Origin of the sequence: Marinifilum fragile (assembly GCF_963677365.1) — a bacterium.
Lineage (GTDB): Bacteria > Bacteroidota > Bacteroidia > Bacteroidales > Marinifilaceae > Marinifilum > Marinifilum fragile.
This window is the reverse complement of the sequence record NZ_OY781962.1, coordinates 1,190,903-1,203,499: the sequence shown is the minus strand read 5'-3', so window position 1 is coordinate 1,203,499 and position 12,597 is coordinate 1,190,903. Positions and strand designations below refer to the sequence as shown.

Below are 12,597 nucleotides of genomic sequence, written 5' to 3'. Positions count from 1 at the left end.
AGAGGGTTCGAATTGAGATTTATTGCCTGAATTTACTTAAAAACCCAATGCATCCAATATTTTTTCGTTCAACTTGCGATTCTTCCCTTGGTATGGATAACAATGAATATGAATTGCCGGATTGAAATTCATCTCAATAATGGCATAATTGTCTTTGCTTGCAGGTTTTGAGATGTCTTCAATCATCATATCCAAACCTGTAATTCTAACACCTAAAGCGGCCGCTGATTTTGCTGCGATTTCCTTATAGGAAGGATGAATATCATCTGTAAAATCGATGCTATCACCTCCTGTACTAATATTAGAATTCTCTCTCAGGTATACAATTTCATTTTTTGCAGGAATGCTATCAAAATTCAAGTTCTGATCCTGTAAAAACATTGCTTCTGCTTCCTCCAGTCTGATTTTTTCCAAAGGAGTACGGTAACCTCTGCCACGCAATGAATCCTTATTCTTTTCCTCAACCAATTCTTTTATTGAACTGCTCCCATCGCCTCTAACATTGGCAGGTACACGATGAAGAATACCTGTAACCTGTTCGTTGATTACAAAGAATCGATATTCCTTTCCGGAAACGAATCCCTCTATCAAAATGCTATTGTCGTGCTCGAAAGCAATTTCTACGGCACGCTTGTAAACATCTTCGCTATTGTTTTCTTTCAAGATTGTAATTCCCAAGCCAAAATTGGTTGATTTGGGTTTGATCACAATACCTTTTCCTTCGAACAAATCAAAATCTGATTGTGCTTCTTTCATATCGCTATAATCCAGACCAGAAGGAACTCTGATTCCAGCTTTTTCCAGAATCTTCTTTGTAACCAACTTGTTTTCCATCATCAGAACACTCGAATAGTTGTCCAATGATGTTCGTGTGGCCTGCATTACATATTCCGTTTTATCACCTCTGTGTAGGCTGATAAAATTCTCGCTTCGATCTAAGATTTTAAATTCTACACCACGTCGCAATGCAGCTTTCATTAACAACTGAGAAGACAATTCCAGGTCTTCAAATCCATGAAAACGGAAGCCACTCATCTCACTTTCGGTTTTGTATTTTTTTGCAAGCTTTAAATGAAAGTTAATAAAGCCTTCCTCTTCTATTTGCTGCTTTACTTTTAGCGAAGAACGTGTGTCTGGATTAAGGACTAATCCTTCGGTCTCCTCTAAAGCCAATCGATAACATTCATTATCAGTAATTCCTGTTGATTTTGCAAAATCTTTGACCTCAAACAGGATATTTTGAAGCATTTCATCAACCTTCAGCATATTTCCATCGAAATCTTTCAACAAAAGATCAGGATTCATACCACTGCAAGCCACCCAATCGTGGTTTTTCGCAGCTATTTTTTGCTCTGTTTCGCTGTAAGTGCTTTCTTCCTTTTTGAACAAGCAATACAGCATAAACAGATGAATAAAATACAATCTATTTTTTGATACTCCTGATTTTTCGAAAGGATCCAAATCCAGAATTCGAACTTCAAGATGCGAGATGCTCTTTCCATCATTCGTAAATTTCAAACGAATTGGCAAGTACAATTCCTCATCTAAAAGTAGTTTTCCAGAACCAACAAGGTTCTTCATAGATTCTTTAAATGAATCTAGATTATTGAAATCAACAAAATATTCTTCGGCGTTTCTATAGCCAGCGGAACTGGTACGAATAGAAACCGCTTTTCGACAGCCCATTCTCATTTTTTCGCCGGTACGTAAGGATTTCATCTTTAATGAAGGATCAGCCTCTGGACTTTCGCCAAACAACCAAACCAAAAGCCAACGGTAACGCATAAAGTTGCGAACCATTTTCAAGTAAACAGCTTCTCGAAAATTAACCTGATTCCCTTTCCATTTAATGGCTTTACAAAGTTTTCTTTCCAATCGATCTGATAATGAAAAATTGAAATGAATTCCAGACAACATCTGTCTTTCTTTTCCATACCTAATAGCCAGTTCTTCTCTGTATTTTTCCTTATGAACTCCTTCTTCTCCAAATTTTGCAATCGGAATTTCTTCCTCTTCTGGCAATAAAGGAGGCAAGCTTTGTGGCCATAACAACTCCTCACCTAAATTCTCCGAAATCACATCATTTAATGTTTCCAAAAAACCGTGAACCTCAGCAATACTCTTTAAAGGCGGTGTAATCATTTCCACCTGACTCTCAGAAAAATCGGTAGTAATAAATGGATGACGAAACTTATCGCCTAAAATTCCTGGATGTGGTGTATTGGCCATTTTTCCCATTTCATCAACACGAACATTTTCTTTTTCGATACCAAATAAACCATCCGTGATACTTGCTTTAATAGCGTTGCAAGTCAATGTTTCTGCAATATTATTGATTAAATGATCCATCTTATTAAATTTTTCCAAAAGTATTTTTCTTCATATATGCTCTAAGTAGCAAATACATTACAATTCCCTTCAATATACTACTTCCTGTGATACTCCACCATACGCCATTTAAACTTAAAAATGTATAAAAGCCCAGGAAGTATGCTCCCGGCAAACGCAATGATGTAAAAATAACACTTACGGTTGCCGATATATTTGTTTTTCCCAAACCATTAAATACCCCGGCATTAATCATCTCCAGACACATAAATAGCTGAGAAACTGCTAAAATCATTAAATATTCCTTACCCATTAGAATACTTTCCTGTTCAGGAACAAATATCGAGAATAAGGTTTCAGGTAATAATAGAAAAATAAGGGTAGTTACTGATCCAACGGCAAAAGACATTCTCCATCCTGCCTTGTAAATATTCGGAACTTCAGTTAGATTTTTAGCTCCATAGCTCTGTCCCACCATAATAGTAACTGCCTGCATAAAACCACCTACTATCATAAATGTAATCGATTCTATTTGTACACCAATTTTTTGCACTGCAATGGCATTGGGCCCCCATTCGGCAATAATTCGAGCAAGGAAAATATAAATTATCGAGAATGAAATTCGCTGAACCGCTGCTGGTGTGCCCACCGCAAATATGTTTTTGAATTTATCCATGCATGGCAGAATGCCATAGAAATTAATATCGGCAGTCTTTTTATAGATAAAAAGAAAATACAACAAACTCATTAGTCGTCCAATAATGGTAGCATAAGCAGCTCCATCAACTCCTAACGAGAAACCAAAGATTAATATAGGATCGAGTACAATATTTGCTGCAGTTCCAATTAAACTGGCTTTAAATGATATTTTTGTTTTGGAGTGTGCATTAAACATGCTAATAAATAGGAGATTGGCATAGCTTAGTATCACTCCAAATGTGCTAATCACCAAATATGAAGTGGCCATATCGTTCACCTCCGGATCCTGCATCTGAAAGAAATTGATAAATTCTTCCGGGAAACCCCAGAATATTGCAGAAAATACCGTGGCGATAATTCCAATTCCCCAAAGTGCAGAGGTAGCAAACCTACCAGCTCCCTCCTCATCCTTGGCTCCTACCGAATGTGATATTTTAATATTGGCTCCTACCGTTACTATGGAAGCCATTGCCCATCCCAGGTGAAGAAAAAAACCTGCCGACCCAACTGCCGCTACTGCATTACTTCCTAACGATCCTACCCATATCATATCGGTAAGATTATAAGCCGTGTGTAATAAGTAAGATCCAATAATTGGTATAGCCAATTTAAATAGATCTTTTCCTACTGCTGAATATTGTTGTTCTCGCTGAAAAAAGTGAGTTATATATCTGATCATAAAAAAAACTCGAAGTACAAGTACAAATGTACAATGTATTTCGAGTTCTATTTCTTAATCTATTGTTAATTTATGAAATCACCCTCTAGTCTTCCCTTAAGGAGTACTATGGCAACTGTAATTATTCTTTCCAAAAACCTCTTTGATTCCCCAATCTGAACTTACCAGGTCCGATAAGTGCTACAGCCAATGCACCGAATATATATAATGCGTTTAGTTCTACAACCAAACCACCATATTCGGTAAATTTGAATATTTCGTGAGCATGAGCCGCTGCTGTGGCTACCAATATGGTAAACGAAATCAATAGTCCGGAAACCCTGGTATACAATCCTAGAATCATCAATATAGGAGCTACAATTTCACCAACATAAACTCCATACGATAAAAACTGCGGCATACCAGCTTGTCCAAGCACATATTTTACTCCTCCAATGCCATGTATCAATTTGTGAATACCATGCGGTAACATTAAACCTGCAACACTTACTCTAAGTAGTAATTTTCCTAAATTTTCCATTTTTCAGTTTTATTAATTTCAAATCTAAAATAGAAAGTAATTCCTTAATAAATTGTTAACCAGCTATAATTTAATTTCGATCAAGGGATAAACAAAATCGATTACCTTTGCTAATTCTATAACTATCAATCAACATTTGAATGAAAAGAAATCCGAATTTTCCTTTTGCCCCTGCAAAATTTCCATTTTTCTATGGCTGGGTAAGTATGGCTGCCGGCACTATTGGTGTACTTTGCAGTATTCCCGGACAAACCATTGGAGTTTCTGTCTTTACCGATTATTTAATTAACGAATTACAATTGAGCAGAGATGTGCTAAGCACTGCTTATTTAATCGGAACCGTAGCCAGTTCCACCATATTGACCTATGCGGGTAAAATATATGACAAATTCGGAGCAAGATTCACTGCCATTATCGCAGCATTAACCCTTGCCATTACACTCATGCTGTTTTCAGCTTCAACGGGCATAGCAAGCGGATTATCAAAAGCCTTTAGCATTAAATATTCGGTTGTTTCATTTGCCATGGTATCCCTTTTCTTCTTTTTATTGCGATTTTCAGGACAAGGAGTTTTAACCCTGGCATCGCGCAACCTTATTATGAAATGGTTCGACAAACGCAGAGGATTGGCCAATAGCATTTCCAGTGCTATTCAATCCTTTGGTTTTGCAGTAGCTCCTTTGTTTATCGCCATGCTAATTGGTGAATTCGATTGGAGAACCGCATACCAAATATTGGCAATACTAACCCTTTTGTTCGTTGCTTTTGCATTTATCGTTTATAGAGATAATCCTGAAGAATGTGGTTTAATACCCGATGGAATAGTACTTGAAGTAAAATCGAAAAACAGCTCTTCCTTTACCCCAAAAAGAGATTATACCTTACCCGAAGCACGTAGCACTTGGGTGTTTTGGATTTTTGCTCTCGCTTTATGCTTTAGTGCTTTCTTTATTACAGGTTTTACCTTTAATGTGATCTCCATATTCGATTCTTGCGGTTATTCCGAGCAAAAAGCCTTAAGCGTATTTATACCAACATCCATCGTTTCTATAATCACAGCTTTTGCGGGCAATATTCTTAGTGATTATATGCGTTTGCAAAAAATATTATTGGTGTATTTACTTGGATGTTTGTTATCGGCTCTTGGGGTCGCAATTCTTAATTATCCTATAGGATATTACATTTTAATATTCGGTAATGGTGTTATGGGAGGATTATTTGCTGTTCTCGCATCCTTAACATGGCCTCGATTTTTTGGACGCAAGCATTTGGGCGCCATTAGTGGATTATCCATGTCGCTTATTGTTTTTGCCAGCGCAATTGCTCCTTTGTTCTTTAGCAGAATTTATACACTTACCGGAAATTACTTCCTTGCGGGATACATTGGTGTGGCACTCGTAGTGATTCTTCTCCTTCTATCAGGAAAAGCAAAGAACCCACAAATGAATTAATTTTTATTGATATTATATTCATTATCTGATCATTTTCGTTAAATTTATTGTCACTTGAACCAAACATATTTTTTAAAGTGACTGAAATAACAAACAACATTCAAGAAGAACTTACGAATAAAATCCAATCCATATCAGACAAACAAATTATAGTACCCACAATTCCAATAGCCATCTATTTGCAAGAGGCCGAAAATCTTGCTGCATGGGCAAAGGATGATATAGATCAATTGTCGAAAGTTGGAATAAACATTACTCATATCGAAGATGTAAAAGAGCGAATTGAAGCTTGTCGTGTGCTGCAAACTGAATGGAATAATATCAAAAACTGTACTTCAGATGCTAAAATCAAATGGCAAAAAGAGTCTGAAATAGGTTATGCGCTACACAAAGAAATCCTAATTGATTTTAATTTCGCTTATAGAAATGATAAAAGACAAATGAAAATAATTAAACGGCTTAAATTAAAACGTGGTCTTCCCAGTTTAGTAGAGAACTTGGGCGTTTTTGCGGAAATAGGAAGACATGAAAAAGAGCCATTAGAAAAAATACATTTCAACTTCGATAAACTAGAACAAGCTTATCAATTATCTAACACTCTTTATGACATTAATTTAGATTATAAATCTAGTGAAGAGAATAAGCACAAACAAAAAGTTTTAAGAGACAAATCATACACCTATCTTAAATTATTGCTCGATGAAATCAGATTATCAGGCAAATATGTATTCTCCGGGAATAAAGAACGACTTCAGGGATATAAAGTGAACTACTTTATCCAAAAAAGAGCATCACAAAAGGAATAAACCTGTCCTAAAGGGAAAATTACTATTCCCATTTACCAATTGAGTACTTCCATAAGTAAAGAATATTATCTTGTATTACTAAATTCTAACTTGCGATATTATTTATCTATTTGCACTTTATTTAAATACCTTGCATTTTTATTTTAGCCTTGCATAGTATTTCGTTGCCTTGCTCTGCTAGGCTTGGTTATTTTAAGCAAGACTTTCTTTTATTCTGCAAATCATTAATTTTTATTGCAAAGCTTATATTTTCCCTGCAAGATTATAGTATTTTTTGCCAGGCTTCATTTCTTAATATTAGGAATACGGATTTTCACGATAGGGATACAATTTTTTGCCATGGTTATCTTTTACGGGCAATTAGCCTATTAAAAACAGCAAACAGGTCATCATTATTTTCCTAAAACAAAAAGGTTTCACGCAAAGGGCGCAAAAAAGTATAAAATCAAAGAACGCAAAGGCTATCTGCTGTAGATGTATCCTTTGCGTTCTTTATTTAAAAATATCTTAGCGTGCTTTGCGTGAACCCCTTTATTTCTTCAAATCTGCTACCAATCTGTTAACGGGAATCAAATCAAACTCCCCAAATTGTTCCGCCTCGTAATGCCTGATAAACTCTTTATTAATCATGAAGATTTTGCTATTGTAGGTATCCTGCGGATAGGTGTTCTCTGCATGAAAGTCATCAAAATTGGTAAAGTTTAGCGGACAGGCCGAAAACTCCCAGGCATCTCCTTCCTGATTCATATACAATAGCGGAAGTCCATGAGTTCGACAAATAAAAGGACGAGATGCATAGATCTGACACAAATCATCAATCAGGAAATTACACTCCTCTGCCTCATCATCCAGTTCTCGGTATTGCGCAGGAGGATTCTTTCTCAACTCATCAAGTATCGCAAAATACTCTACTGGTAATATCTGAAAATTCATACAACACTCCGAACAGCCTTTCTTACATGCCATTTGATCTTTGTGCAGATTTGCCAGTTTCTCACTCAACTCACTTACCTCATCTCTTAATTGGCGATACTTTGCCAATTCTTCTCTTGCCTTTTCGTTCATTTCTATTGGATTTTGTGCAAATGTAGAAAAAGTATTTAACACACTCCTTGAATCCCTCCTGAAAGGGAGACTTTGGTAGCTGCAAGTTTGCTATTGATTACTGATAACTGTTCACTGATAACTGAAAAGGAAGAATTTCTACCAATTCAATTTTCTCAGGACTTACAGCAGCACGAATCGGATATACCTCTACTCCACTCTCGTAAGCTTTTTTTAGTGTTGCGGCATAATCAGGATCGATATCGAAGGCTGGCGTGAAAATTTCTACATCGCTGCGTTGAATTACATACACCATTACAGCGCGTTTGCCTTCTGCTTTTACTCTCATTAAAGTTTCCAGATGTTTCTTTCCTCTTGTGGTTACCGCATCAGGGAAACGAGCATATTTTCCATCCTTTAAGCTCACGTTCTTCACCTCTATAAAACATTCTTCAGCCTCATTGCTGGCAAATACATCAAAGCGGCTATCCTCGAATTTTATTTCCCGCTTTACGGTAGTATACCCCTTTAATGCTTCTATTTCCTGATTCAGCACAGCTTCATAAACCAATATATTGGGAACCGCTGTATTGATCCCTACCCAATCGCCATTGATCCTGATCATCTCCCAAGTGTATTGGGTTTTACGTTTGGGATCATCAACATGGGTGAGATACACCTCCGCTCCTTCCTCCAGGCATGATTTCATACTGCCGGAATTTGAGGTATGTGCAATCACAACTTCACCACTATCCAGTTCCATATCTGTTAAAAATCTTTTGTATCGGCGAAGGAATTTGCCATGAACAAGAGGCTTAGGAAATATCATAAATTAATGTTTGTACCGATTATTAATTAGTATGAGTCAATTGTTCGTTTTACTCCAAATGCCTCACTAATTATATATCGGCATGTCAATTTAATATCCCATAGTTCGCTTAGCTTACTCTGAGATTTAAATGGTATCAGAAAAATTCTACTCGAATGACAAATATATACTGATTTGAGCTACTTTTGCCTCATCAAAACCAAGAATCTAAACATGAGCAGCGAAATACTTCCTAAAATATTTATCTACAACCCAACATGCGAAATTGCTATTGCCAATGGTACAGTAAGCTATATGCCGAATAAAACACTTTCGCGATTTGAGAAGGATATAGATGTTTTACCCATGCATTTTGCCGATGAAAAAGATGTGGTTTTGGTGAATCAGTTGCCTGATCAGGAGTTTATAAAGCTTATGCAAGAAGCTGGTATTTCTTTGCCGGAATTCAAACTGTTCGAATTATCAATACAGGATAAAGAATTTATAAACTCTGCCAAAGAGAGTTTGGAACCTTGGGGATGGAGTCCAAGAATTCATCACATTTTCAAACACCTTAAAGATTCTTGTCAGCAAGAATTTAAGAATCGCCCTAATGCTGAATGGCAAGCGAATCACAAAGATCTGTACAGTCGTAAAAAGGCATTGGAAGTATTGAACTTTTTTCTGGATCACACCAACAATTCTTTCTATATCGAAAAGAAACAAATTGCTAAAATATGTACTTCTGTTTCCGAAATTGAAGATCTGATTAATCAGTGGAAACAGATTGTGATTAAAGCTCCGTGGAGTTCTTCGGGTAGAGGCCTGCAAGTGCTTCGTCAGTCTCACCTAAATGATTCCATCATTCAATGGATTAATGGTACCTTGGGTATTCAGGGCTATGTTATGGTTGAACCCTTATTGGATAAAAAATATGATTTCTCTCTTCAATATTATATTGATGCTAAAGGTGAGTTGAATTATATCGGAAATGGTTTCTTTGCTACCAACAGCAATGGTCAGTACGATGGCAATATTTTGGGTGGAATGCCTACAGAAATGAAAGAATTTCTTTCTGATGATAAGATGCAACAGTTATCAGAAGACATAAAAGAAGCTTTGATTTCTTGCGATATTCCTATAAATTATTGTGGCCATTTAGGTATTGATTGTATGCTGTACAGAGATCAGAATGGAGAAATGAAACTTCAACCCTGTCTTGAAATCAATTTGAGATACAATATGGGTATTCTTGCCCTTAAACTTGACAAGCATATACATCCTGAAACCAAAGGAATATTCAAAGTACATTTTCAACCAAAATCTACTTTCGATCAGTTCCATAAAGAAATGGCAAAGAATCACCCATTGAAATGGAAGGATGGCAAATGGTTTGAAGGATATTTGCCTTTGGTGAGTTTTAATCAGAATAAGGTATTTGGAGTCTATTTGTTATTGGAGAGAAAATAATCAGTGCCTTTAAACAATTTGACTCTTAGACTTTTTGACTCTTCTATACTTTAATAAAAAAGGAGCCCGAAAATCGAGCTCCTCGCAAAGACACATACTAGTTAGCTGTTATTGTAATCCTTATTAAGTCTGTTATTGCTGGATAAGTAAATCCATCATTTACTTCCATAACTGCTTTCACTTCTGTATCCCCTGTATTTGATCCACTCTGACGTGGTGCTTGATTATTTCCTGCTCCTGGATACTCGTTAACTTCTGTTCCTGCATCCCATAACATCAATTGATTTGTAACATCACCCGTTACCGGAATTCCATTCTTGAATAGGTAAATTCCTTTATCTTCGAATGCAACAAACAAATCGTTCGACTGCACCAACATTGTAGCAAGATTAAAGTAATCCAGTTCGCTCGCCTCAAAAGTAAATTCATATGATTCTCCCGGGAAAATAGGTGCTCCACCACTTCCTCCCACAGGAACTGAAAATACTCCATGTGCATTAACACCTTGCAATCCTTCTAATGAAGCATTTAAATCCGCTGGACTGCCATCTTCGGCAAGAGCTTCCAATCCATTCCCAAAATCAAGAGAACCATCTTTAAACAATGGTAATCCGCCATGATTTACCACAAAAACACCTGGTGCAAATGGTGAAACAAAACCGCTATTGTCTTCTAAATACATTCCAATATCAGAGTTTCCTCCATCTTCTGCCAAGGCTTCCAACCCATTGGCTGCAGCCATATTTTCCTCAAAAATTGGCATTCCTGAATTGTGCACAACCCATACACCTGGTGCTATTGGAGTTTGGAAAGCATACATATCAGATACGTTGGTAACTGTTACAGTAAATTCTGTACCACCATCATGACTTAACTCTACTTTGATCACCTGATCATTTGCCGGATAAGTAAAGCCATCAGCAACTTCTTTCACAGTACCATTTTCTGTAGTTCCTGTATTTGGTCCAGACTGACGAGGTGCTTGGTTAACTCCAACTCCTGGTTCTTCGTTCACCTCTGTACCTGCATCCCAAAGCATTACTTCACTGGTTACATCTCCTGTGACAGCATCTCCATTTGCATTATAAAGTGCTAAACCTGTATCACCAAAACCATAAAATAAATCGTTGGATTGTACAAACATGGTGGCAAATGATAAGTATGCACCCTTACCAGCATTGAATGTATAGGAATAAGATCCTCCCGGACCTGCTGCATCAGTAGTTCCAGAATTAAAGAAAGCCTTCCCAGTTTGAACATTTTCTATGGTAACTGTGAAGTTTCCAGAAGCTACAGGAGGTAGAAATGTATCGTTGTCATCGTCGCAAGCAGATAAAAAGAATAAGCTTGCGGCTGCAAATAATAGTAAATTTCTCATAACAAACATTTTTTGGATTAATACTTTAAAACTTTAATTCAAAAGTACATTCCTCACAATCCAAAAAATGTAAGCTGTATCACATAAAGGACAGAAAGTGGATATTCTTATAATTTTTCTAGTCCTCGAATTCGAATTTCTTTTCTTGTGTATTTAATGATTCCATCTTGTTTTAGTTCATTAAACAGTCTGGTTACCGTTTCTCTTTTGGTTCCAATAAGATCGGCAAAATCTTTTTGAGTCAGAAAATGATTTACAATTACCTCTGAACCACTTTCAATCCCATTCTCTTCTGCCATTTCTTTAAGAAATTCACACAAACGCGTCTTCACGTCTTTATACAAAAGAGCTTCGAACCTGCGCTCCATTTTCTTAATTCTATAGCCGATTAACTTATAAATGGACAAACCAAACTTTTCATTTTGGCGCATCAATTCATACATATCCGGAAGTTTCATTGGACACAGTTCTGTAGGTTCCATACAAGCTAAGGCATAATCATCCCTTTTCTCTTCTCCCAATAAAGCTTTCTCTCCAAAAATCTCCCCTTTACCCAAAATTGCTTTCACGATTTCTTCCCCTTCTTCGCTATAGGAAACTATTTTAACTTTCCCTTTACTCACCATAAAAATGGATTTGGAAGAATCTTCAGGAAAATATATAACATCTCCTTTTTTAAAGCCTTCAAAATGATCTTTTTGGTATTGCTTTAATTTATGTGGACATAGAATTTGAAATAGATTCACATTCTCGAAACACCAAATTGAGTTACTCATTTTATAAGTTGTTTGTGCTTTTATAATAAAGTAGCCCTCTCATAAGGATTGGGAGGGCTTCACTTTTGATCTTAATGATGGTGGTGATGTTTTTCTGAACCAAAATACAAATGTGAAAAGTCATGAACTGCATTGTTCAATTTCTCAATAAATTGTAAATCGGTTGTCTGTTTGGCTTTCATCGCATACACACAGATTTCATGAAGCTTTGCCAATAATTTCTGATTCTTCTCCATTTTTTCTGCATCATCGGTAAGCTTTACACGCTGAAACATGAAGTATTGAGTGGCAATCTCCTGTAGTTTCTTAGCATGCTCTTCCTTGTTATTTACCCAGCGAACCAATTGATTGTAATTTACATTCTCTTCAGCTGATAATTCTACAATTTTTTTCATACTCTTCTCGATAGTAGTGATATGCTCGCTCATCAATACAATACGAACCGAATCGGCATATATACCACATGGAATCTCACAATGTGCGAAGGCACTTTTTTGATTGCCAACCATTAAAAAAAATGTTAATACAAGTCCTAAACCCGCTGTTTTAATTAATTTTCTCATAACAACTAATAATATTTAATGATTATAAATTCTTATTTAAAATTAATCTATTTAATGAGAAATTCAAAGGCACCT

At 36.4% G+C, this 12,597-nt stretch carries 11 protein-coding genes; 3 read left to right on the top strand and 8 right to left on the bottom strand.

From position 1 onward, the window contains the following. Positions 1-36 precede the first annotated feature (36 nt). The 3 genes from gshAB to ACKPCA_RS04610 form a co-directional block, all read right to left on the bottom strand. Positions 37-2,349: a bifunctional glutamate--cysteine ligase GshA/glutathione synthetase GshB gene (gshAB, locus tag ACKPCA_RS04620; RefSeq protein WP_321281666.1), complete on the bottom strand. Its 2,313-nt coding sequence runs from the start codon at positions 2,347-2,349 to the stop codon at positions 37-39. Positions 2,350-2,353: 4 nt separating this feature from the next. Beyond that, on the bottom strand, positions 2,354-3,706 hold the full coding sequence (locus tag ACKPCA_RS04615; RefSeq protein WP_321281665.1) for an MATE family efflux transporter: 1,353 nt from the start codon (positions 3,704-3,706) through the stop codon (positions 2,354-2,356). A gap of 121 nt (positions 3,707-3,827) precedes the next feature. Beyond that, the gene (locus ACKPCA_RS04610) at positions 3,828-4,226 is read right to left on the bottom strand and encodes a DoxX family protein (RefSeq protein ID WP_321281664.1); all 399 of its coding nucleotides are present in this window, start codon (positions 4,224-4,226) and stop codon (positions 3,828-3,830) included. A gap of 140 nt (positions 4,227-4,366) precedes the next feature. On the opposite strand from ACKPCA_RS04610, the gene ACKPCA_RS04605 reads away from it, so the two are divergent. Continuing rightward, entirely contained in the window at positions 4,367-5,677 is a 1,311-nt protein-coding gene (locus ACKPCA_RS04605) for an MFS transporter (RefSeq protein ID WP_321281663.1), read from the top strand. Positions 5,678-5,754: 77 nt separating this feature from the next. Then, entirely contained in the window at positions 5,755-6,483 is a 729-nt protein-coding gene (locus tag ACKPCA_RS04600) for a hypothetical protein (protein ID WP_321281662.1), read from the top strand. 531 nt (positions 6,484-7,014) lie between these two features. Here ACKPCA_RS04600 and ACKPCA_RS04595 read toward each other — a convergent pair. Next, complete coding sequence (locus ACKPCA_RS04595; protein WP_321281661.1) at positions 7,015-7,548, bottom strand: YkgJ family cysteine cluster protein; 534 nt, start codon at positions 7,546-7,548, stop codon at positions 7,015-7,017. Positions 7,549-7,645: 97 nt separating this feature from the next. Further along, positions 7,646-8,356, bottom strand: coding sequence for a DNA/RNA nuclease SfsA (gene sfsA / locus ACKPCA_RS04590; protein ID WP_321281660.1), 711 nt, complete (start codon positions 8,354-8,356; stop codon positions 7,646-7,648). 213 nt (positions 8,357-8,569) lie between these two features. On the opposite strand from sfsA, the gene ACKPCA_RS04585 reads away from it, so the two are divergent. Further along, positions 8,570-9,805: a hypothetical protein gene (locus ACKPCA_RS04585; RefSeq protein WP_321281659.1), complete on the top strand. Its 1,236-nt coding sequence runs from the start codon at positions 8,570-8,572 to the stop codon at positions 9,803-9,805. Between the two features lie 97 nt (positions 9,806-9,902). Here the strand turns inward: ACKPCA_RS04585 and ACKPCA_RS04580 are convergent, their stop codons facing one another. The 3 genes from ACKPCA_RS04580 to ACKPCA_RS04570 form a co-directional block, all read right to left on the bottom strand. After that, positions 9,903-11,183, bottom strand: coding sequence for a spondin domain-containing protein (locus tag ACKPCA_RS04580; RefSeq protein WP_321281658.1), 1,281 nt, complete (start codon positions 11,181-11,183; stop codon positions 9,903-9,905). A 107-nt stretch (positions 11,184-11,290) separates the two neighbouring features. Continuing rightward, positions 11,291-11,959 carry a Crp/Fnr family transcriptional regulator gene (locus ACKPCA_RS04575; protein ID WP_321281657.1) on the bottom strand — a complete coding sequence of 223 codons (669 nt, stop codon included), beginning with the start codon at positions 11,957-11,959 and terminating at the stop codon, positions 11,291-11,293. A 71-nt stretch (positions 11,960-12,030) separates the two neighbouring features. Further along, a complete protein-coding gene (locus ACKPCA_RS04570) occupies positions 12,031-12,522 on the bottom strand; it encodes a superoxide dismutase [Ni] (protein ID WP_321281656.1) in 492 nt (163 codons plus the stop codon). Positions 12,523-12,597: the final 75 nt, after the last annotated feature.

Bases quoted from the DNA above. Each gene is read 5' to 3' on its own strand.
- ACKPCA_RS04595 (WP_321281661.1), bottom strand. From the start codon at position 7,548: ATGAACGAAAAGGCAAGAGAAGAATTGGCAAAGTATCGCCAATTAAGA.
- ACKPCA_RS04615 (WP_321281665.1), bottom strand. From the start codon at position 3,706: ATGATCAGATATATAACTCACTTTTTTCAGCGAGAACAACAATATTCA.
- ACKPCA_RS04605 (WP_321281663.1), top strand. From the start codon at position 4,367: ATGAAAAGAAATCCGAATTTTCCTTTTGCCCCTGCAAAATTTCCATTT.
- gshAB (WP_321281666.1), bottom strand. From the start codon at position 2,349: ATGGATCATTTAATCAATAATATTGCAGAAACATTGACTTGCAACGCT.
- ACKPCA_RS04585 (WP_321281659.1), top strand. From the start codon at position 8,570: ATGAGCAGCGAAATACTTCCTAAAATATTTATCTACAACCCAACATGC.
- ACKPCA_RS04575 (WP_321281657.1), bottom strand. From the start codon at position 11,959: ATGAGTAACTCAATTTGGTGTTTCGAGAATGTGAATCTATTTCAAATT.
- ACKPCA_RS04580 (WP_321281658.1), bottom strand. From the start codon at position 11,183: ATGAGAAATTTACTATTATTTGCAGCCGCAAGCTTATTCTTTTTATCT.
- ACKPCA_RS04610 (WP_321281664.1), bottom strand. From the start codon at position 4,226: ATGGAAAATTTAGGAAAATTACTACTTAGAGTAAGTGTTGCAGGTTTA.
- sfsA (WP_321281660.1), bottom strand. From the start codon at position 8,356: ATGATATTTCCTAAGCCTCTTGTTCATGGCAAATTCCTTCGCCGATAC.
- ACKPCA_RS04570 (WP_321281656.1), bottom strand. From the start codon at position 12,522: ATGAGAAAATTAATTAAAACAGCGGGTTTAGGACTTGTATTAACATTT.